The organism is uncultured Candidatus Puniceispirillum sp. (genome assembly GCF_963979125.1).
Lineage (GTDB): Bacteria > Pseudomonadota > Alphaproteobacteria > Puniceispirillales > Puniceispirillaceae > Puniceispirillum.
Map to the genome: position 1 here is coordinate 1 of NZ_CAXBVX010000025.1, position 22261 is coordinate 22261.

General features: G+C 50.1%; 25 protein-coding genes, 1 tRNA gene and 1 other RNA gene. 15 read left to right on the forward strand and 12 right to left on the reverse strand.

The features are described from left to right. The coding region (locus ABNT28_RS04200) for a metallophosphoesterase (protein WP_348721065.1) at positions 1-935 on the reverse strand (935 nt) is incomplete at its 3' end. Between the two features lie 73 nt (positions 936-1008). Continuing rightward, a tRNA-Arg gene (locus ABNT28_RS04205) sits at positions 1009-1085 on the reverse strand. Between the two features lie 346 nt (positions 1086-1431). On the opposite strand from ABNT28_RS04205, the gene gpt reads away from it, so the two are divergent. Further along, positions 1432-1914 (forward strand): xanthine phosphoribosyltransferase, encoded by a 483-nt coding sequence (gene gpt, locus ABNT28_RS04210; protein ID WP_332925109.1) that lies wholly within the window; start codon positions 1432-1434, stop codon positions 1912-1914. A gap of 47 nt (positions 1915-1961) precedes the next feature. Here gpt and ABNT28_RS04215 read toward each other — a convergent pair whose 3' ends face one another. Continuing rightward, complete coding sequence (locus ABNT28_RS04215) at positions 1962-3374, reverse strand: HAMP domain-containing sensor histidine kinase (RefSeq protein ID WP_348721069.1); 1413 nt, start codon at positions 3372-3374, stop codon at positions 1962-1964. A gap of 312 nt (positions 3375-3686) precedes the next feature. Here ABNT28_RS04215 and rpmH point away from each other — a divergent pair, with 312 nt between their 5' ends. From rpmH to ABNT28_RS04265, 10 genes are all read left to right on the forward strand, one after another. Further along, positions 3687-3821: a 50S ribosomal protein L34 gene (rpmH, locus tag ABNT28_RS04220; RefSeq protein ID WP_041860849.1), complete on the forward strand. Its 135-nt coding sequence runs from the start codon at positions 3687-3689 to the stop codon at positions 3819-3821. Between the two features lie 22 nt (positions 3822-3843). Further along, on the forward strand, positions 3844-4203 hold the full coding sequence (rnpA, locus tag ABNT28_RS04225; protein ID WP_348721066.1) for a ribonuclease P protein component: 360 nt from the start codon (positions 3844-3846) through the stop codon (positions 4201-4203). A gap of 4 nt (positions 4204-4207) precedes the next feature. Further along, the gene (gene yidD / locus ABNT28_RS04230; RefSeq protein WP_332925112.1) at positions 4208-4531 is read left to right on the forward strand and encodes a membrane protein insertion efficiency factor YidD; all 324 of its coding nucleotides are present in this window, start codon (positions 4208-4210) and stop codon (positions 4529-4531) included. Positions 4532-4535: 4 nt separating this feature from the next. Then, positions 4536-6314 (forward strand): membrane protein insertase YidC, encoded by a 1779-nt coding sequence (gene yidC / locus ABNT28_RS04235; protein ID WP_332925113.1) that lies wholly within the window; start codon positions 4536-4538, stop codon positions 6312-6314. Then, positions 6281-6940, forward strand: a complete 660-nt coding sequence (yihA, locus tag ABNT28_RS04240; RefSeq protein ID WP_332925131.1) for a ribosome biogenesis GTP-binding protein YihA/YsxC — start codon at positions 6281-6283, stop codon at positions 6938-6940. The genes yidC and yihA overlap by 34 nt, the downstream gene beginning before the upstream one ends. A gap of 163 nt (positions 6941-7103) precedes the next feature. Next, positions 7104-8009, forward strand: a complete 906-nt coding sequence (gene argB / locus ABNT28_RS04245; protein WP_332925114.1) for an acetylglutamate kinase — start codon at positions 7104-7106, stop codon at positions 8007-8009. A 9-nt stretch (positions 8010-8018) separates the two neighbouring features. Further along, the gene (locus ABNT28_RS04250) at positions 8019-8711 is read left to right on the forward strand and encodes a pyrimidine 5'-nucleotidase (protein WP_332925115.1); all 693 of its coding nucleotides are present in this window, start codon (positions 8019-8021) and stop codon (positions 8709-8711) included. A 95-nt stretch (positions 8712-8806) separates the two neighbouring features. Then, positions 8807-9667 (forward strand): 2,3,4,5-tetrahydropyridine-2,6-dicarboxylate N-succinyltransferase, encoded by an 861-nt coding sequence (dapD, locus tag ABNT28_RS04255; RefSeq protein WP_332925116.1) that lies wholly within the window; start codon positions 8807-8809, stop codon positions 9665-9667. Between the two features lie 3 nt (positions 9668-9670). Further along, a complete protein-coding gene (gene dapE / locus ABNT28_RS04260; protein WP_332925117.1) occupies positions 9671-10849 on the forward strand; it encodes a succinyl-diaminopimelate desuccinylase in 1179 nt (392 codons plus the stop codon). A 2-nt stretch (positions 10850-10851) separates the two neighbouring features. Further along, complete coding sequence (locus ABNT28_RS04265) at positions 10852-11421, forward strand: hypothetical protein (RefSeq protein ID WP_332925118.1); 570 nt, start codon at positions 10852-10854, stop codon at positions 11419-11421. Here ABNT28_RS04265 and truA read toward each other — a convergent pair. Genes truA through def form a run of 3 tightly spaced genes read right to left on the reverse strand, consistent with a single transcriptional unit; the run spans position 11391 to position 13657 of the window. Next, positions 11391-12155 (reverse strand): tRNA pseudouridine(38-40) synthase TruA, encoded by a 765-nt coding sequence (gene truA, locus ABNT28_RS04270; protein ID WP_332925119.1) that lies wholly within the window; start codon positions 12153-12155, stop codon positions 11391-11393. The two genes, ABNT28_RS04265 and truA, sit on opposite strands and share 31 nt — an antisense overlap. Beyond that, positions 12152-13111, reverse strand: a complete 960-nt coding sequence (gene fmt / locus ABNT28_RS04275) for a methionyl-tRNA formyltransferase (RefSeq protein ID WP_332925120.1) — start codon at positions 13109-13111, stop codon at positions 12152-12154. The genes truA and fmt overlap by 4 nt, the downstream gene beginning before the upstream one ends. A 12-nt stretch (positions 13112-13123) precedes the next feature. After that, positions 13124-13657 (reverse strand): peptide deformylase, encoded by a 534-nt coding sequence (gene def, locus ABNT28_RS04280; RefSeq protein WP_332925121.1) that lies wholly within the window; start codon positions 13655-13657, stop codon positions 13124-13126. 237 nt (positions 13658-13894) lie between these two features. On the opposite strand from def, the gene rmuC reads away from it, so the two are divergent. Further along, positions 13895-14974, forward strand: a complete 1080-nt coding sequence (gene rmuC, locus ABNT28_RS04285; RefSeq protein WP_332925122.1) for a DNA recombination protein RmuC — start codon at positions 13895-13897, stop codon at positions 14972-14974. On the opposite strand, the gene recR is transcribed toward rmuC, so the two are convergent. The 6 genes from recR to ABNT28_RS04315 all read right to left on the reverse strand — a co-directional run bounded on the left by recR (position 14971) and on the right by ABNT28_RS04315 (position 19724). After that, a complete protein-coding gene (gene recR, locus ABNT28_RS04290; RefSeq protein WP_332925123.1) occupies positions 14971-15564 on the reverse strand; it encodes a recombination mediator RecR in 594 nt (197 codons plus the stop codon). The two genes, rmuC and recR, sit on opposite strands and share 4 nt — an antisense overlap. Before the next feature lie 49 nt (positions 15565-15613). Further along, complete coding sequence (locus ABNT28_RS04295; protein WP_332925124.1) at positions 15614-15937, reverse strand: YbaB/EbfC family nucleoid-associated protein; 324 nt, start codon at positions 15935-15937, stop codon at positions 15614-15616. Beyond that, complete coding sequence (locus tag ABNT28_RS04300; protein WP_332925125.1) at positions 15937-17757, reverse strand: DNA polymerase III subunit gamma/tau; 1821 nt, start codon at positions 17755-17757, stop codon at positions 15937-15939. Before ABNT28_RS04300 ends, ABNT28_RS04295 begins: the two co-directional genes overlap by 1 nt. Before the next feature lie 135 nt (positions 17758-17892). Next, positions 17893-17991: signal recognition particle sRNA small type (gene ffs, locus ABNT28_RS04305), an RNA gene on the reverse strand. Between the two features lie 69 nt (positions 17992-18060). Continuing rightward, positions 18061-18948, reverse strand: a complete 888-nt coding sequence (locus ABNT28_RS04310) for a prephenate dehydratase (RefSeq protein ID WP_332925126.1) — start codon at positions 18946-18948, stop codon at positions 18061-18063. Between the two features lie 38 nt (positions 18949-18986). After that, positions 18987-19724, reverse strand: coding sequence for a 3-deoxy-manno-octulosonate cytidylyltransferase (locus ABNT28_RS04315; RefSeq protein ID WP_348721067.1), 738 nt, complete (start codon positions 19722-19724; stop codon positions 18987-18989). A 172-nt stretch (positions 19725-19896) separates the two neighbouring features. Between ABNT28_RS04315 and ABNT28_RS04320 the strand changes: the two genes are divergently transcribed. The 3 genes from ABNT28_RS04320 to ABNT28_RS04330 all read left to right on the forward strand — a co-directional run. After that, positions 19897-20481 carry a cytochrome c family protein gene (locus ABNT28_RS04320; protein WP_348721068.1) on the forward strand — a complete coding sequence of 195 codons (585 nt, stop codon included), beginning with the start codon at positions 19897-19899 and terminating at the stop codon, positions 20479-20481. Beyond that, positions 20465-21298, forward strand: coding sequence for an inositol monophosphatase family protein (locus tag ABNT28_RS04325; RefSeq protein ID WP_332925129.1), 834 nt, complete (start codon positions 20465-20467; stop codon positions 21296-21298). Before ABNT28_RS04320 ends, ABNT28_RS04325 begins: the two co-directional genes overlap by 17 nt. 55 nt (positions 21299-21353) lie before the next feature. Continuing rightward, positions 21354-22261: glyoxylate/hydroxypyruvate reductase A (locus ABNT28_RS04330; RefSeq protein WP_332925130.1), on the forward strand; the 908-nt coding region annotated here is incomplete at its 3' end.

Here is a 22261-nt window from a genome sequence, read left to right on the forward strand (position 1 = left end):
TTATATATGCCATGAACAGTCTTGAACTGTAGTCGTACAAGAAGGTTAAATGGGAATATCTGGCCGTTATGTGTATGTCCAGAGAGCATTAAATCGGTGGTGTCTGGCGCGCTGTCCCATATCGACGGTTGATGCACCATCAGTAAATTAAACGCGTCCTGATTGACCAGTCTGTGTGCGATGTCCGATTGTAGTTTTGGGGCTTGATTATCACTGATCCCAATGATGTTCAGTCCGTCGAATAGTACCGACTCGTTATCTAGAATCCTAATATTGTAGTTGGCCAGATCGGCTACTTTGTCGGCATGATTTTTGACGTAATATTCATGGTTTCCAGTAACGAACAGAATGGGTTTTTGAATGGCTCTTAAAGGCATTACATCCACAGCTTCAAAAGCACTTGAATCATATAGGTCACCGCCAATTAACAGATAGTCATAATCCAGCCCGTCGATTTTTGTGCAAATGTTTTCCAGATGCTGCTTGGGATTAGACCCCAGATGAATGTCACTGATGAACACCAGATTATAATTTTGAGTGATTTTTGGCGAGGAAATGTGAAGCCTTTTAAGGCTAATATGGCGTCCATTCAAAATGCCTTTTACGCAGAGAATGACAAAAACAACAAGGCACACCAGACCGCTTTCAAAGGTGAATCCTGGTATGACCAATGTGGCAAGTAAGCCCAGATTGAATACAAAGAACCCTATAAAGCCAATGCCCATTCCGTAATAGATAGGTACGCTTAATAGCGGTGATTTTGCATGTGTTCTGAAATATACAGAAATAGCCACCGCAATGATCACAGTCGGGATCAGGGTGGCAGGTTCAAAGGTACTGGCGTCAAATAGCAGATGAGCGAGGATGTTCAAAGGGTATATATAAATTAAAAAACTAAGCGCCAAAATGATGACGGTAAAAAAAAAGTCCTTCATAAAGTCACTTACACCTTATAACAAATTTACTCTCAAACTTGAGGACAAAACCGACAATATTATTGGGAGAAAATGGCGCGCTCGGGAAGATTCGAACTCCCGACCCCTAGATTCGTAGTCTAGTGCTCTATCCAGCTGAGCTACGAGCGCTTACCTTGCGGTGCAAGCACTGCAAAGAATGCCGCAACATAGGTCAAGGCAACGGTGCTGGCAAGCACTTATTGGGGGTTTTGGGTTTGTAGGCATGTGATCGATGATGACAATACACGTTTAGTTTGTCGGGTGATTTGCTTGGGGGGTGATTTGTTTGGGGGATGCTTTGTTTGTTGGGCGACGTGGGTTTCATCTGGATTGATTGTGATAACCGCTTGCCAAACAGGATTCATACAGTACATTTGGGCGAAGTTGACCTGTCCTGCTGCCGCTTTGCATCCTGCTTGCCGCTTTGCATCCTGGCATATGCAGACGCCCTGTATAAGATTAACACGAGGATGAAATGGCCGAAGCACAAGCAAAATCATTTCCTGTATCATGGGAAGAGCTGCATCGTACGTCAAAAGCACTGGCATGGCGGTTGCTAGAATTGGGCCCGTTTGAGGGTATTGTTGCGGTCACCCGTGGTGGCCTTGTGCCAGCGGCGATTGTCGCGCGCGAGCTGGAAATCCGGCTGATCGAAACCGCTTGTCTGTCATCCTATCATGGTCAGGATCAAGGCGGATTAACAGTTCTGAAAGAGGCTACGCTGGCTGGTAAAGGCAAAGGTTGGCTGATCGTCGATGACCTGGTTGATACTGGTGAGACTGCCAAGTCATTGCGGGCGATGATGCCCGAAGCGCATTTTGCGACTGTTTATGCCAAACCAGCTGGGCGACCACTTGTTGATACATTTGTCACCGAAGTATCGCAGGATACATGGATTTTCTTTCCGTGGGACATGGAACCACAGCCATCAACGCCAATCATCGGCTTGCGCGGTTGATCCCGAGACAGTCAATATAGCCAGTCAACATAGATTTATAGCTGACGTTAACTGGCGATGTTCAGTTTTGGCCACCAGCTTGCCTGATCGCGTTCATCCGACATTTCAAAAATTTCAACCGGAAGCTGGATGCGGAATTCGGTGCCATTTTCGTTTGACCGGCTAAGCTTTACATAACCGCCCTGCGCGACCACCAAATCCTTGGTGATGGCAAGTCCCAGCCCCGAACCACCAAGCCCATGGCTCTTGAAAGCCAGAAACAGATCATCCCATTGCTGTTTTGGAATGCCATGACCATTGTCGGAGATGTCGATAATGCCAAGATGTCCGGCGCGCCATATATCTATGTTAAGCTTCGTAGCACCGGCATGATTCGCATTACGTGCCAAATTTAGAAAAATACGTTGCATCATTTTGCGATCTGCATGGATTTTAGCAGGGCCAGAATAAGTTATATGCATCTTCGTCGCATCGATCAGTTCATTGGCAATGTCATGCATGGCAAAGGTAGATAATTGCGGGTCAGGTATGGCGACCAGATAATCCATCATCGACTGGCACAGATCAACCGCCTGTTCAAGTGAACGCACCACATGCGGTGCCGAGCGATTCACCCGCTTATCATTGGAGTTCAAAAGCGCGTCTGCAACCAAGGTTGCCGAGCTAAGTACATTGCGGATATCGTGATTGATCTTGGCGGCGGCTTCACCGATATCGGCAAGCCGCTCACGCTGACGGATTTCAGAAATCGTATTCCTTTGCAAGACATCAAGAGCTTTGGCGGCAGCCTGAAAATCACTATTGATTTTCAGAGCGTTTGACGTTGGCCGCGCAATTGTTGGATCATCGGCGAATGCGGTCAATGTTGATGTTAACGCCTTGAGTGGTGCCATATAGAAACGTTTCAGGACAAAATACAACATTGCCCAAAGTAGAGAATAACCAATGGACAATGCAATAAAGCCCATTGGCATATAGCTACGTAAAATATCGCGAATGGGAGTCTGGTCGATGGTGAAAATTATGCGCGCGTCGGCAGTGTGATAGGTGAGTTGAACCAGATCTGGTTTCGCCGATAGCACCGATATAATCGCATTAGGAAAGGAATTCAGATATATCCGCTTTGTCACATCATAAATTTCGACGTCACGATCAATAGGGCTAAAATTATGGATTTTTGTCGTGTTTTCATCTTTTAGTTCTATTTGATAGATGATGCCCGACTGAACGCTAGGCATGCTTGCCAGATCAGCCTGTGACAGGCGCGCCTGATTATATTCGATGACAAGCCTGTATAGCGCATTACTCATTTCGCCCAACCGCATGCCGGTACAAGGCAATGCTAGGGTTACGAAAGAAATCAAACTAACAATAAGCCCTGATACAAAAAGCTGCCGTGCCTTGTCTTTGATATAAACAAAAGACCCGATTAGCTTATTACTCTTATATTCATTATCCACCAATTGTTGCTTCCTACTATACGAGGTCAGAACAAACCGTTGATATGATAGAGGGCTTTAATAATTTTGACCTATAAGCTAATAAGTATATTAAATGTTTGGTACCAGAAAGTATCAAATATTAAAGTGTGGTAATATGCGCAAAGATCATGCAATTAGTGCCATTTGGCATATATTTCCTAGAAAATAGGATCATGTCACGTGGTTGTGTATTTCGGTTAAACCGTCAAATTTCGTTGACAGCGAGGGCTGTGCCGCCTATACCGCATTTCAGTTTCATTCAGTTTAAACATCAAAAGAAGGAGCGTTGTCATGAAACGCACCTACCAACCTAGTGTTCTTGTCCGCAAGCGTCGTCATGGCTTTCGTGCCCGTATGGCGACAGTAGGCGGTCGTCGTGTCCTACGCGCACGTCGTGCCAAAGGTCGCGCACGTCTGTCTGCCTAGGCATAATTGTCAGGGGCATCGATTGTCTGACAAACACATTATTTCTGCCCGCCCGGGCTTTATCCGGGCGCGGAATCATGGCGAAAAAGCGATTTCAAAAGGCGTTATCATACAGGCGGTTCGCCATGATAATAGCCATTGGCGCTATGGCCTCACCGCTACCAAAAAAATCGGCAATGCTGTTATCCGCAATCGTGTGCGCCGCCGTTTACGTGCGATTGCCAAACAGGTTTTGGCACCTTTGGCCATGTCAGGCGTTGATTATGTGCTAATCGGGCGCGCAACGACAGCTACTTCACAATGGGCCGAACTGGTAAATGAAGTCGAAAAATCGCTAAGATATCTTCATCGCAAACTTGGCGATGCTGAAAAGCAGGGGTAGCAAGGTGGAAAAGCGCACCGGAATGTCTGATGTAAAACACAATAAAGCCTATGCGCCGAATTTGGCTGAGCGCGTGATGATTTTCATGCTTCTAGGGCTTACAAACCTCTATCAATTGCTTGTCTCACCGCTACTTGGTTCAAATTGCCGCCATTTGCCCACATGTTCCGAATATACAAAAGACGCATTACAGGCACATGGGCTCTTGCGTGGATCGTACTATGCGGTAAAACGTATTCTGCGATGTCATCCGGGGGTTACACCTTCGTTTGACCCTGTGCCGCCAGTGTCCAGGACAATACGACCAACCAAGAATGTAAAAGGCTGATTTTATGAAACCCGATAATCGTAACCTGATAATGGCCATTGCGCTTTCAATGGTTGTGCTTTTTGGCTGGCAGATGTTTGTTATTAAGCCCCAGCTAGAACAAGAAGCCGCCCAGCAGGAACTTTTGGCCGAACAGGCAAAAGCCGAGGCCGCGCTTCAGGCGTCACAGCAAGCCGATAGTGGTACCCCGTCGGTCGCACAAACATCGAATGCAAATACGGGTGTGAATAATGGGGCAGTCACGGGTGGTATCAGCGAAGCAAAACCGCAAGACACCGCCCCTCGCATTCTGATTGATGCGCCGTTGATTACGGGATCTATTTCGGTAATGGGTGCGCGAATCGACGATGTTGTACTGACGGATTATAAGGTATCGCAGGATCCAGGATCCGAAAATATCAAATTTTTACATAAATCCAGTTCATCACAACCCTATTTTGTTGAATTCGGATGGTCATCGTCGGATGCGAATCAACCAATGCCGCGGGCTGATACATTATGGCAGGCGAATAAGGATGTTTTGTCTCCAGGTGCGCCCGTTACCTTGCGCTGGGATAATGGCCAGGGTCTGACATTTATCCGCCAAATTTCTATCAATGATGATTATCTGATTACCTATGATGATTCGGTGCAAAGCACACTTGGGAATGCGATCACTTTATATCCCTATGGGTTGGTGCGGCGCCATGGCACGCCGCCATCAAGCGGTATCTATATTCTGCATGAAGGCCCGTTGGGCGTTTTTGACGAAACCTTGCAAGAAGAAGATTACAGCGATTTGCGCGACGCAGAACAAGGCAAGATTGCAGTTACCCCGACCGAAGCAGGGGGCTGGATTGGCCTGACCGATAAATACTGGTTGGCGGCTTTGCTGCCTGACCAAAATACACGGTATGATTTCTCATTCCAGTCACTGGCTGGATCAGGCGAACGCTATCAGGTTGATTATATCGATTCCAATGGTCTTGTGCTGGCGCCAAATGAAAGTGTTTCAGCTAAAGGCCGGGTCTTTGCCGGTGCCAAGATCGTGAAGCTTCTTGACCAATATCATGATGACCTTGGCATTCCCAATTTTGATTTGGCGATTGATTTTGGCTGGTTCTATTTCCTGACCAAGCCGTTCTTCTATGCGATTAACTGGCTGAATGAATTTTTGGGTAATTTTGGTCTGGCGACGCTTGCCTTTACCGTTGTGGTCAAGGTGGTGTTTTTCCCACTTGCCAATAAATCATATCAGTCGATGGGTAAGATGCGTTTGCTGGCACCAAAAATTCAGCAGCTTCGCGAACGCTTTGGCGAAGACAAGATGCAGTTGAACAAGGAAATGATGGCGCTGTATAAGGCAGAAAAAGTCAATCCTGCGGCAGGCTGTCTGCCTGTTTTGCTTCAGATACCAGTGTTCTTTGCGCTGTATAAAGTGCTGTTTGTAACGATTGAAATGCGCCATGCGCCATTCTTTGGCTGGATTACTGATCTGTCGGCGCCTGATCCAACATCGGTTTTCAATGTTTTTGGTTTGTTGCCCTTTTCGGTCGATTTCCTGCCACCATTCCTGCAGCTTGGTGCCTGGCCGATTATGATGGGTGTTTCAATGTTCCTGCAAATGCGGCTGAATCCAGCACCGCCTGACCCAATTCAGGCAAAAGTGTTTCAGTTTATGCCCATTTTCTTTACCTTCTTGTTGGCGACATTCCCGGCAGGTCTGGTGATCTACTGGACATGGAACAATCTATTATCGATGGGTCAACAATGGTACATTATGCGCCGCGTGGCCAAGAGCTAGACGCCGAACAACGTGAAGCTGGCCGGCTACTTTTTGCTGGCCAGTGCGATTTTACCGCGGCGGCAAATAATATGCCGGCCTTGCCGCCTATGAATCTGCCTGAAATTTGTTTTGCTGGACGGTCAAATGTTGGCAAGTCATCACTGGTTAATGCGTTGACAGGGCGCCGGATGTTGGCGCGTACATCGCAAACACCTGGTCGTACACGGCAGCTGATTTTCTTTGATCTAGGGCAACGGCTAGGGCTTGTTGATCTGCCCGGATATGGTTATGCCTCAGCGCCAAAGACAGATATTGAGGCCTGGACAAAGCTGACGCGCAAATTTCTGGCAGGGCGGCAATCATTGCAACGTGTGTTTCTGTTGATCGATGCCCGTCGCGGTGTTGGTAAAGGTGATAGAGAAATCATGAAATTGCTGGATGAATCGGCAGTATCATGGGCGGCGGTTCTGACCAAAGCCGATAAATTGAAACCCGAGGCGCTGGAAAAAGCGTGTCTGGCCACCGAAACGACGATTGCAACGCATGTGGCGGCATTTCCCGAATTGTTTGTGACATCGTCACAAGTGGGCGATGGAATTGAGCATTTGCGCGGCCATATTGCCGGATTTGCTTTACAAAAATAGCTTGTTGGTGGTTTTTCGGCCTAATGAGAGGGCTTGAGCCCTTGCGCATTGTCCAAGATTGCCGATAATCGAAATCGGGTAACAAAGGGCATCTATGAAATAGGTTTCGATGGTACCTGCCACCGTAGCCCAGACGGTGTGAAGGAAGGTGAAAGGCGGTATCATGACGCAGACAAGCGCAAATCAACAACAAGACATGCTCGCCAAGACAGGCATGCTGATCGAAGCCTTGCCGTATATGCGCCGCTATTCGGGGAAAACCATTGTTATTAAATTTGGTGGTCATGCGATGGGCGAGGCTGACTCGGTCACTGCCTTTGCTGCCGATATTGCCCTGCTTGATCAGGTTGGCGCTTGTCCGGTTGTGGTGCATGGTGGCGGCCCCCAGATCGGACAGATGCTCAAAAAACTGGAAATTGAGTCAAGTTTTATTGATGGATTACGCGTAACCGATGAAGCCACCATTTCCGTTGTCGAGATGGTGCTGGCTGGCGGCATTAACAAGGCACTGGCGGCGGCCATTACCGCGGCAGGTGGACAGGCTGTTGGTGTTTCAGGCAAGGATGGCGGCTTGATTACAGCGCGGAAATTGATGGCGGTGCCAAAACAGTCGGATAGCGCGCTGGAACATATCGATCTTGGCTTTGTAGGCGAGCCAGAGCATATCGATACACAGGTTCTTGAAGCCTTGAAAGCACGTGATCTGATCCCCGTAGTTGCGCCTATCGGTCTGGGCGCTGATGGGCAGACGTATAATATCAATGCCGATACGGCGGCAGGTGCAATCGCGGCGGCATTAGGTGCCACGCGCATGATTATGCTGACTGACGTTGCTGGTGTGCTGGACGCCAATGGTAAATTGATACCTGAATTAACCATTAGCCAGGCCGAAGCCTTGATCCATGACGGGACGGTTAATGGCGGCATGATTCCCAAGGTCGAAACCTGCATTGAGGCAATTAATGGCGGTGCCGAGGCAGCGGTTATTACCGATGGGCGGGCGCAACATGCGTTGCTTGTCGAACTATTTACCGAACATGGTATCGGTACGTTAATTTTACCAGATTAGGAAGCGATCATGCAGCCAAATGTAAAATCCCCCGTTCATTTTCCGGTGAATGAAATTAATGACTGGATATTTGATCTGGATAATACGATCTATCCAGCGCGTTCAAACCTGTTCATCAGGGTGGCGGTAAGAATAACCGAATTTGTTGCCAGCCATTTTCAAGTGGAAACGGATGAGGCCAAAATCATTCAGAAAGACCTGTTTCATCGTTATGGGACGACCATGCGTGGGCTAATGGTTGAAGAAAACCTGACACCAGATGCGTATCTGCATTATGTACACGATATTGATGTCAGTGATCTGCCATATGAAGCCGAACTTGACCGTATGATAGGCACCTTGCCCGGACGCAAACATATCTTCACCAACGGGACAGTGCCGCATGCCGAGAATATCCTAAATGCCTATGGTATCCGGCATCATTTTGACAAGATTTTTGACATTGTCGGGGCCGATTATGTGCCAAAGCCCGAAACGGTAGCTTTTGATCATTTTATCGCCAAGACCCAGATCGATCCGACAGGTGCAGTGATGCTTGAGGATATGGCACGTAATCTGGAACCAGCGGCGGCATTGGGAATGCGGACGGTCTGGCTGGCCAGTGACCATGATTTTGCAAGACATGGTGCCGATCAAGACTATGTGCATTTTATCGCCGATGATCTGAAAAGCTTTTTATCAAGCCTGACGATGACAGCGTGATGGAAAGCGCTTTGATACCGGTTTTCATCACCACTAACACTACCTATATTACATAAACAAAACAGAAGGTCGTTTGACGACGCGAGGAGAACAGAATGGATACAGCGCAACTTGAACAGGAAATTGACGCGGCATGGGACGCACGGGATAGTGTAAATGTCGATACAAAAGGCGCTGTCCGTGAGGCCGTTAACGATGTTCTTAATATGCTGGATAATGGCAAGATGCGGGTTGCTGAACCTGTGGGCGATCATCAATGGCAGGTGAATCAATGGCTGAAAAAAGCTGTTCTGTTGTCGTTCCGTCTGAATGACATGACCGTTATCAAAGGCGGTGTTGTGCATCCGCAGGCAGGCGAAGCAACATTCTGGGACAAGGTGCCGCCAAAATTCAGCGGCTGGGACGAAGCCCGTTTCCGTGAAGCTGGTTTCCGTGCGGTACCCGGATGTGTTGTGCGCCATTCGGCCTATGTGGCACCAGGTGTGGTGATTATGCCTGGCTTTATCAATCTTGGTGCCTATGTCGATAGTGGGACAATGGTTGATACATGGGCAACAGTTGGATCATGCGCACAGATTGGTAAGAATGTGCATCTGTCAGGTGGCGCGGGAATCGGCGGTGTGCTGGAGCCATTACAAGCAGGTCCAGTGGTGATCGAAGATGATTGCTTTATCGGCGCACGTTCAGAAGTTGTTGAAGGTGTTGTCGTTGAAAAAGGTGCTGTGCTGTCGATGGGCGTGTTTATAGGTGCCTCGACAAAGATCATCAATCGTCATACAGGTGAAATTCATATTGGTCGTGTACCAGCTTATTCGGTTGTGGTGCCAGGCAGTCTGCCAGGTAAGCCATTGCCAGATGGAAGCCCGGGCCCGTCTTTGTCATGTGCCGTGATTATCAAGCAAGTTGACGAAAAGACACGATCAAAGACATCTGTAAACGATCTGCTTAGAGACTAGCATATGGATAATGTTTCGCATTCGGTTGACCTGACCCAACGTCTGATCCGCTGTCCATCGGTGACACCGGCAGATGCAGGTGCGCTTGATGTGCTGGTGGCCGAGCTGGCGCCATTGGGATTCGAATGCACGCGTCTTGCCTTTGGTGACGGGGATGCGCGTATCGAAAATCTGTTTGCATGGCTGGGTGACAAAAATGTATCTGGAGCGAAGGTGAAACATTTCTGTTTTGCCGGACATACCGATGTTGTGCCAGTGGGTGATGCAGATGCGTGGCAGTTTGATCCCTTTTCGGGTTCCCTTGCCGATGGCAATATCTATGGACGTGGGGCGTCGGATATGAAAGGCGGCATTGCGGCCTTTGTTGGCGCTGTGGCAAGGCTAGTTGAAGCTGGTGGTTTTGATATTACAAAAGGTCATGCCATCAGCCTGATGATTACGGGTGATGAAGAGGGCGATGCCGTTAATGGCACGGTCAAAATGGTCGAATGGGTGCAGGAACATGGTTTGGTTCCCAATCTGTGCGTTGTTGGCGAGCCGACAAATCCAGATGCGGTTGGGGATGTTATCAAGAATGGTCGTCGGGGAAGCCTGTCGTGTCAGCTAACTGTTGAAGGCGCGCAAGGTCATGTTGCCTATCCGCATCTAGCCGATAATCCATTTGCACGGTTGTTGGCCATGCTGGCACCAGTGAATAGCTGTGAGCTGGATGGGGGCACTGCGTATTTTGATCCCTCGACGGCCAATATAACCTCGATTGATAGCAACAATCCGGCAGGTAATGTGATTCCAGCGCGAGCGCAGGCACGGTTCAATATCCGCTTTAATACCGAACATACGGCAGATAGTTTGATTGGCTGGCTGGAGGAACATTTTGCGCGTGTTGGTGGCACATGGCATGCCGATTGGCGTGCATCAGCACATCCATTTTTGACTGAACCAGGTATGCTGACCGAAATAATGAGCGCGGCGATCAGCAAAGTTACCGGACGTGATCCACAGCTATCTACGAGTGGTGGCACTTCGGATGCGCGCTTTATAACGACAATATGTCCAGTTGCCGAATTCGGGCTGGTTGGGCGTACAATGCATAAAGTTGACGAGCATACTGCGGTTGCAGATATAGATATTTTATCGGCCATATATGAAAATATGCTGGCCACCTATTTTGAGGCAGCATAAGCATGCAGCAAGAAAATTTGAGTTTGTCGCCGCGCGTTTTACTTTTTTACGTTGGTCATAGTTTGCGGGTTATGACAGGCAAAGCGTCAATGGCTGATGTCTATCAGACTGATGCCAAAGGCCTGTGGCATGCGATCTGGGCGTCGATGATCTTTACCGCTATGGTGACAATCTATCCGACATTGAAAAATGCCCCGTCTATTTTTGTAACAACGATGATTGTGCAACTTGTCGGGCTGATATTGCTGGCTTTGATATTTCTGTTTGCCTTAAAACAGCTTGGGCTGGCTGAACGCAGTTTTGCCTTTTTGCTTCCGTTTTTCTGGATTGAAAATGTTCAGCAACTGCTTGTCGGATTGACCCAGCTGGCGACTGTTTCAAGTGGTAATCATGCCTATCTGGTGCTGGTTTTGCCGATTGCCATATGGACATGTTACTGGCTTTGGCGGGTTGGCAAGGATCAACTTGGCAAAGGGGGCTGGATCGCCGCCGGTATGGTTGGCTTGTCATTTGCGACGGATGTGACGTTGCTATGGGCGGTTCAAACGCGCCTGCCAATGCCAGCTGGATAAAACACATCGGTCAGATATAACCCATGTGGGGGTGCGGTTGGTCCAGCGGCGCTTCGATCTGCTGCCAAGAGGGCAGCTTTTACATCGTCAGGCTGCCATTTTCCAGTACCAACCAAGGCCAGCGTTCCGGCAATATTGCGCACCTGATGATGGAGGAATGATCTGGCTTCGACATGCAGATGTATTTCAGCGCCCACCTGTTCAACGCGAAGCATATCTAGCGTGCGTATGGATGATTCAGCCTGACATTGGGCGGCGCGAAAGCTGTTGAAATCATGCCGACCGATCAGGACATTGGCACCAGCCTGCATAGCGATGGCATCAAGCGGCTGTTTATGATGCCAGACACGGCCAGCATCAATCGCAGGCGGCTGGCGGCGGGGCAATATGCGATATAGATAACGCCGTCCAATAGCCGAAAAGCGCGCATGGGCATCATCGGGCACCTCATAGGCGTCAAGCACGCTGATGGCTGTGTGTGACAGATGCGCGTTGAGTGCTTCCATGACACGATTGGGTGCAAATTTTTCAGGTACATCAAGATGAGCGACCTGACCTAGCGCATGGACGCCTGAATCGGTGCGGCCTGCCCCCTGAACAAGAATGTGTTCACCAGTGAAGGCAAAGGCGGCCTCTTCAAGCTTTTGCTGAACAGTGATGCCATTATCCTGACGTTGCCAGCCTACAAAGGGCGCGCCATCATATTCAACAATTATGAAAATGCGCCGCGTCATGCGGAATCATCACTTGCCAGCATGTCGCCAGTGGCGATTTGAACGCCATTTAGAAAGTTGCGTGATGGCATAGGTTTTTTGCCAGCAGGCTGAACGCTGGTGACGCATAGGACAGCATCGCCCGTATTGATCAGCATGTTGCCTTTATCATCCTGTCCGGCAAATGAACCGGGCTGGCCAGCGGTATCATGCGGCAGGGGCGCAGGCTGCGCCGCAAGAATGCGGATGCGGCCTTTTGGTCCGTTGCACCATGCCCCGGGATAGGGCGCATAGGCGCGAATATGACAGGCTAGCTCGGCGGCGCTTTTGTGCCAGTCAATATGGGCATCACTGCCGGAAATCTTAGCCGCATAGGTCACCCCTTCACCGGATTGTGGTGTGCGGTTCAAAAGCGCATTATCAAGAGACGCCAATGTTTCATCAAGAAGCGTTGCATTCATGCTGGCCAGCGCATCATGCAGATCACCTGCATTCATATCATCTGTGATCGCTATGGAGCGTGTGGCCAAAACCGGACCCGTATCAAGCCCTGCTTCCATCAGCATCACGCTCATGCCGGTTTCATTATCACCTGCTTCGATAGCACGCTGAATTGGCGCCGCCCCGCGCCAGCGCGGCAATAATGAGGCATGTCCGTTCAGACAGCCATAGCGGGGAATCTCAAGCACGGCTTGCGGCAATATCAATCCATAGGCAACGACGATGAACAGATCGGCATCATAAGCGGCAAGTTCCTGTTGTACATGTTTGTCATGCAATGAGGTTGGCCAATTTACGGGCAAACCCATCTCAAGGGCATGACGCGCAAGAGGCACGGGCTGTTCCTGCATGCCGCGACCAGATTGGCGGGGTGGCTGTGTATAGACCGCACAAACATCATGATTTTGTGCCAGCATATCGAGAGCTGGGATGGCGAAATCCGGACTTCCCATATAGACAATGCGCAATTTACCCATGAGCTTTGCCTCTTATGATTTGGGCGATGATTGCCGCATTTCTTTCATTACCTTGCGTATAATCATGTCACGTTTTAGCCGCGAGATATGATCGATGAATAAAACCCCGTTGAGATGATCGATTTCATGTTGGACACAAGCCGCCAGCAGACCGTCAGCAGTCAGCATCTTTGTGTCCCCTTCGATATCAGTATAGCGCACAGTGACACTGGCTGGTCTGGTGACCTCGGCAGTATGGTCAGGGATTGATAGGCAGCCTTCTTCAAGAATCGATTTGTCTTCGGATGATTCGATGATTTCCGGATTGATCATCTTGTAAAGCTCAGGCGCTTCATCTTTACCGCAATCCATGACGATAAGGCGTTCGGAAACATTGATCTGCGGCGCGGCCAGCCCAATGCCTGGCGCTTCGTACATGGTCAGTGCCATATCATCAAGCAGATTACGGATGCCATCAGTGACTTCGGCTACAGCACTAGCGGTTTGGCGCAACACAGGGTCGGGCAAATTGATGATCGGTAAAATATTCGCTACATGCGCACCCATAACAGTGACAATTCCTTAATGATTAATCAGGCGATATTATATCCCCCTGCATTAGAATAAGGGGCGTTGCACGTCAAGTTTGACGAGGCTTTTGTTATCTTAAATGTAGCCATATTGGCTTAAGGTTCAATAGAGGTGTGGCGCTTTTATCTGTTACAGTCTATCAAGAGACAGGTCAGAATATCATGTCTGGGCGAAATGGCGAAAGAGATGGGGCGAAAGACATGGGGTCACTAGATGTCAGCATTTGAAATGGTCCTGCTTGGCGTTATCGCTATCATATGTGTGGTGGTGTTTGTCACCATGTCACGGCAAAAAGTATCACCACAACAAGATGACGGGCTGGCCGAATTACGCGGCCAATTATCACAGCTGTCCAGCCAGTCGGCTGAACTGCAACGCGTGATTGCATCACAAATGTCCGAAACCGAAGGGCGACTTGGCACAAGGCTGGAACAGTCCTTACGTGACCAGAATGAACGCACGAATAAGCAGCTGACAGGCATGGCGGAAAAGCTTGTTGTTATAAGCGAGGCGAATGCCCATATTTCAGCTTTGAGCGGACAGGTCACACAATTGCAGAATATTCTGTCAAACAAGCAAGCACGTGGCAGTTTTGGCGAAGTCCAGCTTGAAAATCTGGTGCGTGATGCCTTGCCAGATAGTGCCTATGAATTTCAGGCGACGTTGGGTAACGGCAAGCGCGTTGATTGTCTGCTGGCTTTGCCCAATCCACCAGGTGCGATCTGTATCGATTCCAAATTTCCACTGGAAAGCTATCGCCGGCTAGTCGATGCCCCCGATGACCAAAGCCGTGATGCGGCGCGCCGTGGGCTGGAAATGGATGTCAAAAAACACATTAATGATATTGCCGATAAATATATCATTCCGGGGGAAACCGCCGAAAGTGCGATCCTGTTTCTGCCATCAGAATCGGTTTATGCCGAAATCAATATTCAATTGCCGCGTCTGGTTGAAGAAAGCCGCCGCAAGCATGTCTATATGGCCGGACCAGATAATCTGATGCTGATTCTGCATACGGTAAGGGCGATTCTGCGTGATGCGCGGATGCATGAAGCGGCAGGGTTGATCCAGACGCAGGTCGATGTGATGATGCAGGATGTAAGGCGACTTGATGATCGGGTGGCCAAGCTGGCGTCGCATTTTTCGCAAGCCGAAAAAGATATTGCCGACATTCAGACATCAGCCCGTAAAATTACATCTCGTGGCGATAAAATTGCCGATATTGAAGTTATTGACGCCACCGCCGTTAGCGATGTGCCAACAGAAAAACCATCAGGCGATTTGCTTGGTTAACGCATTTTAGCGCGGGCTTTGAGGGCTTGAGCTAAGGTGCCATCATCCAGATAATCAAGTTCACCGCCAACAGGTACACCATGCGCAAGCCGTGTGACATCAAGATTGGATGTGGCGAGTTTTTCGGCAATATAATGCGCGGTTGTCTGGCCATCGACAGTTGCCGATAGCGCCAATATAACCTCAATGACGTCGTCATTCTGGGCACGGCGCACCAATCGATCGATGGTCAGATCGTCTGGTCCTCGCCCGTCAAGAGCGCTTAGGGTGCCGCCAAGCACGTGATAGCGGCCCCGAAATACCGCCGCACGTTCCATCGCCCATAGATCGCCAACATCCTCGACAACACAGATACGGCTTTTATCGCGGCGGTCATCACGGCAGATATGACACATATCGGCTGTATCCAGATTGCCACAATCAACACATATTCGCACCGTGCTGGCGATATCATGCAATTCTCTGGCTAGGGGCACCATCAGGCGATCACGGTTTTTCAGCAGGAACAGTACTGCCCGACGCGCAGACCGTGGTCCAAGACCGGGAAGCCGACCAAGGCGCCGAATCAGATTTTCGAGAGATGAATCCATGTCAGATCATTATACCTAGTCAGTGGACACATAATCAGGGGCAAGCCGATCAAAAGGGTAGATTCATGCCTGGTGGCAATTCCAACCCACCTGTAATATCAGTCATCTGCGCTTTCATAGAGGTGGCAGCATCTTCACGCGCCCGATTACTGGCCAGTAGAATCAGATCTTCGAGCATGTCGCTATCATTGTTGGCAAGCGCTTCGGGTTCAATTTTTACGGCCTCAAGCTGACCTTTGCCATTCACCGTAACAGTGACAGCATTGCCGCCAACGCTTGCCGAAAAGCGAGCGGCGGCCATTTCATCCTGTAGCGTCTGCATGCGGCTTTGGACTTCCTGCGCTTTTTTCATCATGCCCATCATATTGCGCATCAGTCGTTATCCTCTTCGTCATATGTTTCTGTGTCTTTGTCCAGTTCGCTGACGGGTGCTTCTATTGCGCTGATCTGTTCGATCGTTGCGCCCGGAAATATGGAAACAATTTTGGCAACAAGCGGTGTTTTGGCGATGGTATCAAGACGTTCAGCGGCGGCGGCGGCCTTGGTTTCGGCAAGCGTTTTACCAGCAGATTCGTCAGATAGGGACACTAGCCAGCGCGCGCCTGTCCAATGCCGAAGATGCTGGGCAAGATCACCAAGGAATTTTTCAGGTGGCTTGCCTGACAGAGCGATTTCCAACAAGCCGGGTTGCAGTGCCACAAGCCGAACATGATTACGGATTAAAGCGGCCAAAAGCATTTCGCCTTTGGTCTCGGCCAAAGTGGCTATGTCAGCTAGCGAATTCAGTTGCGGCGCGTCAGATATATCCGGACTGTCGGGGGCAGATTGTGTTTCGATGTCTTGGGTAGGCAGGAATTGCTGATCAAGTTGTTGATCAAGCTGCTGGTCAATTGCGGCATTGGTTGATGTGGTCGCTGATATGTTGCCTGATGCACTGGTAGGTCTGTTGGGTGATGGGCTGGCCGCTATGCTGGCGGATGCGTTATCTGAGGTGGTTGTTGGTGCATTTGCGGGCGCGTTTTCTGATGTGCTTTCTGATGCGGCGTCCGGCAAAGCGCGCAGGATTTCATCAGGGCTTGGCATCTGCGCAGCATGCGCCAGACGTATCAATAGCATTTCACATGCGGTAGCTGGATTCGGCGCCATATTCAGTTCGCCGTGACCTTTGAGCAGAATTTGCCATGCCCGCCCAAGTTTGGCGATGCCAAGCGTGGCAAGGTCTTCAATCGGCGCGCGCTCACCCTCAATAAATGTCGCGCTGGAGCCGCCTGTTGCGCACAGGCTGGCACTATGTACGATATCAAGCAAATCGGCGATTAGCATTTCAGGCTCGGCGCCACGTTGATAGATGTCGTTAAAAGAAGAAAGCGCACTAGCAACATCATGTGCCAAAACTGATTTTAACAAGGCCAATGCTTCGGCGCGTCCGGGTCTGCCCAGCATGTCGGAGACCGATTCGGCGGTCAAAGTATCGGCTGTCATGGCGGCGGCCTGATCCAGCAAGGACAGAGCATCGCGCACCGACCCCTCGGCGGCGGTGGCAATTGTTTCCAGCGCGGCAGGTTCGGCTTTGATGTTTTCCTTGCCGCAAATCATTTCAAGATGCGCGGCCAGCAAAGTGGCAGGAACACGTCGCAGGTCATAGCGTTGACAGCGCGACAGAATGGTCACAGGCACTTTGCGGATTTCGGTTGTGGCAAAAATGAATTTCACCGCGTCAGGCGGTTCTTCCAATGTTTTGAGAAGCGCGTTGAAAGCGCTTTTGGACATCATATGGACTTCGTCGATAATATAGATTTTGAAACGTGCCGACACTGGACGGTAATTCACCGCTTCGATGATTTCACGCGCATCATCAACGCCTGTATGACTGGCGGCGTCAATTTCCAGAACATCAACATGGCGTCCAGCAGCAATCGCCGTGCAAGGTTCGCATGTGCCGCATGGTTCCAGCGTAGCCTCGCCTTTGCCATCAGATCCGATACAGTTAAGACCTTTGGCCAGAAGCCGCGCGGTTGAGGTTTTGCCAACACCGCGCACGCCAGTCAGAACAAAGGCATGCGCAAGGCGGCCAAGCGACAAAGCATTGCCAAGAGTTCGTACCAGCGCATCCTGTCCGATTAACGTCGAAAACGTTTCGGGGCGGTATTTGCGTGCCAGAACACGGTAGGCTGTATTGGCCGTTTCGTTCATGTTGCTGACATTACCCCTGCTCAGTATTAAAATTGTGCTTTTATAGAAACATGTTACCCCGAAGAATGCGAATGCCCAAGGGGATGGCTAGATCATTTTTAACAAAACATAAATATCTGGGGATAAATATCTGGCGAAAGCGGAAGACTGGACGACCCGTAAACATCCCACTGCGGCTGCTTCCTTTCGGATCTGACCGGATTGGCGGGGGCAACGTCCACCCAGCCTTCCTGCAGACATATATGGGGCAATCCTATGGAATCGACAAGTATTTTATACCAGTCAATGCGCCTAATGATGCAACTAGTCCATATCGCGGCCACGCAGACCGCTAGCTGGATAGGTACCAAGCAGATGAACAGCATCTTTTTGGCAGTAGAAATGCAGTTCTTCCATCGCGTTCTGCATGGCTGGATCATCGATATGTCCATCAACATCCATATAGAATTGTGCCGATTCGTGAAAACCCGGGCGGATATAGGATTCAAGTTTGGTCAGATTGATGCCGTTGGTAGCAAAACCACCCAGTGCTTTGTAAAGCGCGGCTGGCACGGATCGCAGGCTAAAGACCATGGTTGTGACCATGGCTGGATCAGATGATGATTTGGGGCGTGCGGGTGTTACAGCTTCGCGCGCCATGATCAAAAAGCGGGTGGTGTTATGTTCAGCATCTTCAGCCGATTCAATCAGCACATCCAGATCATAAATTTCGCCAGCAAGCCGTGAGGCAATCGCGCCAATATGCTTGTCACCGCGCGCCGCTATATCTTTGGCCGCGCCAGCAGTGTCACTATGCATGATCGGTGTCAGACCCAGCTTATGCAGACGCTCGCGGCATTGAGCAAGCCCTTGCGCATGACTATGTACTTCGACAAGGTTTTCAAGCTTGGCTCCGCGGGGTGCCAGCAAATGATGGTTGACCCGTTGAAAATGTTCGCCTGTAATGAACAGGCCTGACCCTGGAAGCAGATGATGAATATCGGCAACGCGGCCAGCGATTGAATTTTCAACTGGCACCATCGCCCAGTCAGCGTCACCTTGCTGGACAGCAGTTAGCATATCTTCAAAAGAGGGATAAGGCACCGCCTCGATATCAGGCATGATGGCGCGGCATGACATATGCGAATAGGCACCAGGAACCCCTTGAAAGGCGACTTTTTTGCCAGCTAGTTGCGTTGGGCTATCACTCACAATTTACCTCATAGTTGATGTGTGAAAAGGCGAAATGCCTATTGTGCCATGCGCTGGCGCGCACGTTCCAAATCGTCAGCAGTATCGATTCCACCAGGTGCAATGTCAATGAAACCAGTGGCTATGTGCATCCCCGCTTCCAAGGCACGTAACTGTTCAAGCTTTTCGGCTTGTTCAAGTGGTGATGGTGGCAAGAACACGAAGCGGGTCAGGGCGGCGCGTGTCCAGCCATAAACACCAATGTGATGATAAAGTGTATCTGCCCCAGTCGGAATGGCGGCGCGGCTGAAATAGAGCGCCTTGCCAAAACCGCTATCCTGCCAGCTGACGACAGCTTTAACGACCTGTGGGCGGGTGGCTTCTTCAGCGCTGGCTTTGGTCACCAAGGTTGCCAGATCAGCCCCAGTTGTTGCCAGACAATCAGCCAGAAGCGTGGGGATTTCAGGTGCCAGTTCGGGCAAGTCACCTTGCAGGTTTAGAATATGCTCGATATGTCGATCCGGATCGATGGTCTCAACCGCTTCAAACACCCGATCCGAACCAGATGGGTGATCGGCGCGCGTCATTACAGCCTTGCCACCAGCCGATGTGATGATATCGACGATACCGCGATCATCTGTCGCAACATAGACAGGGGCGATATCGGCTTCTAAAGCGCGTTCCCAAACATGCTGAATCATAGGTTTTCCGGCAATTTCAGCCAATGGTTTGCCTGGCAGGCGGCTGGCTGCCATGCGCGCCGGAATAATGATGATTTTTGTGTTCTTTTTTGCCATGATTGTGGCAATTCATCACATATTTGGGGTTTTCGTAAAGTAAATAATCCAAAACAGTGATGTTGGGGTTGAGAGACGGCAATAATTTCGGTACTTATCCTTCGAACGATTGGTGCCCTAGTGCCAACTAGTTGCAATATGATTTATGAGGAGCCCGACTTCGGGAAGTGCAATGGACGAATTGGGATTTAACAAACTCTTTGCCGGTTTTCTTATGGCAGGCCTTTTATTGCTGGCAGGTATCAAGCTGGCAGAGGTTATGGTGCCGCATAGCGATCTAGCTGAAAATGCCTATAAGATTGAAGTGCCGGAAACATCAGCTGTTGCCGATGCCGCGCCTGTTGTCAAGGCGCCTGAGCCAATCTTGGCGATGCTGGCCGATGCCGATATTGCCGCCGGTGAAAAGCTGTCAAAGAAATGCACTGCCTGTCATCTGTTTAATGCTGGTGGGGATGCCAAGGTTGGTCCTGCATTATGGAATATTGTGAATGCTGCGAAAGGCGGAAGCGAAGGCTTTGGCTATTCGGCGGCATTAGCAGGTTTTGGCGGGGCGTGGGATTACGCATCGCTGAATGCATTTCTGGCGAAACCAAAAGCCTATATGCCAGGTACCAAAATGAATTTTGTTGGTCTGAAGAAAGTAACGGATCGCGCGAATATGATCGCCTGGCTTCGTCAGCAGGCAGATGCCCCAGCCGCCTTGCCAAGCGCAGATGAGATTGCGGCGGAAACTGCGGCGAATGGTACCGATAGCTAAGCCATTATCAGCAACAAGCGCAGGCCAGCTCGCAACAGACGAGCTGGCTTTGTTTTTGACAAGTCTGACGGATTTGTCGCGGCCTATTATCACCACATATTTCCGTGCGCTTCCCGATGTGATGACAAAAGCGGATAGCAGCCCCGTTACCATCGCCGATAGATCAGTCGAGCAGGCATTACGTGGTGCGATTGCCGCGCAATTTCCCGATGATGTGATTGTGGGAGAAGAATTCGGTCTTAGCGAAGCATTGTCCGGGGATGGTGTTGGAAATAGTGCCTATAAATGGGTTATTGATCCGATTGACGGCACTAAAGCCTTTGTCAGTGGCAAGCCTGCTTTTGGTACATTGGTCGGGGTTACACATAATGATCGGCCAATTGCGGGCCTGATTGATATGCCCGTGCTTGACGAAACCTATATCGGTACGAGTGAGGGCAGTTTTCTGAATGGAAACAGGCTGACAGCAAGCACGGTAACGACGATTGCTGATGCCAATATTGCAACCACCTCGCCAGAAGCGTTTTCACCTTATGGTCTGGCTGCTTTCAACAAAATCAGCAGGCTGGCAAAAATCACTAATTACGGTGGCGACTGCCATAATTTCGGGCTTCTGGCTGCTGGATTCATCGACGCCGTGATCGAAGATAGTCTGGCACCGCATGATATAATGGGGGTTGTGCAGGTGATGCGCGGCGCAGGAGCGATTGTGACTGATTTTGACGGTAATGATATTGACCTTGCTACAACAAATAGCCTTGTCTGTGCGGGGTCAGCCGAACTGCATCAAGCGATCATTGCCCTGATCCAAAACTAGGCGCAACATAGCGGTATGGACTGTATTTGGTGACGTTTGACAGGAAGATAGACGCATGATTTCGATTGGGTTTTATGGGCATGATGATGACCGCGAGATGTGGCGGCAGCGGTTGACGCCGCTATTGTCTGATTTTGATATTATCAATTTGGAATCGGATGCTGGCATGAAAGCCGATATTGCCTTGGTCTGGGCACCGCCAAGAGGGGCGCTGGCGCAGATGCCACATTTGCGGGGCATTATCATGCAAGGCCAAGGCGTCGATCATATGATGGGCGACGATACCACACCGCGTTCAGTGCCATTGGTGCGGCTGGTTGATCCAGATATGTCAGATGCGCTGAGCCATTGGGCGATTCTGAATGCACTGGATATGTGGCGTGATGGCGCGCAATATCGTGCCCAGCAAGCCGAAAGAATATGGAAACCGATTGAACAACGCCCAGCAACAGGTGCGGTGATTGGCATTATGGGGGTTGGTGCGATTGGCAATGTTATTGCCACGCGTTTTGCCAGTCTGGGGTTCAAAGTCAAAGGCTGGGCGCGCACCAGACGGACGCTTGAGCATGTCGAGATGTTTGCAGGCATGGACGAATTGCCGTCATTTCTGTCCCAAACAGATATTGTCGTGTCGGTGTTGCCGCTAACCCCGGCGACAAGCAATATCATGAATGCAACTTTTTTTGATGCGCTTGCTGATGGTGCCTTTATCATCAATGGTGGACGTGGTGGCCAATTGGTCGAGGATGATTTGTTGGTGGCACTTGATAGCGGCAAAATTGGTGGCGCGGCACTGGATGTCTTTGTTACCGAACCATTGCCAGCAACACATGCTTTCTGGACGCATCCGAAAATCAGGGTCTGGCCGCATGTTGCCGCGCAGACCAATCCGCAAACAGCGGCCCGACAGGTGGCCGCGGCGATCACGGATATCATGGCAGGCGAAGAGCCAGCGAATAAGGT

Bases quoted from the DNA above. Each gene is read 5' to 3' on its own strand.
- def (WP_332925121.1), bottom strand. From the start codon at position 13,657: ATGGGTGCGCATGTAGCGAATATTTTACCGATCATCAATTTGCCCGAC.
- dapE (WP_332925117.1), top strand. From the start codon at position 9,671: ATGGATAATGTTTCGCATTCGGTTGACCTGACCCAACGTCTGATCCGC.
- ABNT28_RS04295 (WP_332925124.1), bottom strand. From the start codon at position 15,937: ATGCGCAATATGATGGGCATGATGAAAAAAGCGCAGGAAGTCCAAAGC.
- ABNT28_RS04265 (WP_332925118.1), top strand. From the start codon at position 10,852: ATGCAGCAAGAAAATTTGAGTTTGTCGCCGCGCGTTTTACTTTTTTAC.
- recR (WP_332925123.1), bottom strand. From the start codon at position 15,564: ATGGATTCATCTCTCGAAAATCTGATTCGGCGCCTTGGTCGGCTTCCC.
- rmuC (WP_332925122.1), top strand. From the start codon at position 13,895: ATGTCAGCATTTGAAATGGTCCTGCTTGGCGTTATCGCTATCATATGT.
- yidC (WP_332925113.1), top strand. From the start codon at position 4,536: ATGAAACCCGATAATCGTAACCTGATAATGGCCATTGCGCTTTCAATG.
- dapD (WP_332925116.1), top strand. From the start codon at position 8,807: ATGGATACAGCGCAACTTGAACAGGAAATTGACGCGGCATGGGACGCA.
- ABNT28_RS04300 (WP_332925125.1), bottom strand. From the start codon at position 17,757: ATGAACGAAACGGCCAATACAGCCTACCGTGTTCTGGCACGCAAATAC.
- ABNT28_RS04315 (WP_348721067.1), bottom strand. From the start codon at position 19,724: ATGGCAAAAAAGAACACAAAAATCATCATTATTCCGGCGCGCATGGCA.
- ABNT28_RS04325 (WP_332925129.1), top strand. From the start codon at position 20,465: ATGGTACCGATAGCTAAGCCATTATCAGCAACAAGCGCAGGCCAGCTC.
- argB (WP_332925114.1), top strand. From the start codon at position 7,104: ATGACGCAGACAAGCGCAAATCAACAACAAGACATGCTCGCCAAGACA.
- gpt (WP_332925109.1), top strand. From the start codon at position 1,432: ATGGCCGAAGCACAAGCAAAATCATTTCCTGTATCATGGGAAGAGCTG.
- rpmH (WP_041860849.1), top strand. From the start codon at position 3,687: ATGAAACGCACCTACCAACCTAGTGTTCTTGTCCGCAAGCGTCGTCAT.
- yihA (WP_332925131.1), top strand. From the start codon at position 6,281: ATGGTACATTATGCGCCGCGTGGCCAAGAGCTAGACGCCGAACAACGT.
- ABNT28_RS04320 (WP_348721068.1), top strand. From the start codon at position 19,897: ATGGACGAATTGGGATTTAACAAACTCTTTGCCGGTTTTCTTATGGCA.
- fmt (WP_332925120.1), bottom strand. From the start codon at position 13,111: ATGGGTAAATTGCGCATTGTCTATATGGGAAGTCCGGATTTCGCCATC.
- ABNT28_RS04250 (WP_332925115.1), top strand. From the start codon at position 8,019: ATGCAGCCAAATGTAAAATCCCCCGTTCATTTTCCGGTGAATGAAATT.
- truA (WP_332925119.1), bottom strand. From the start codon at position 12,155: ATGACGCGGCGCATTTTCATAATTGTTGAATATGATGGCGCGCCCTTT.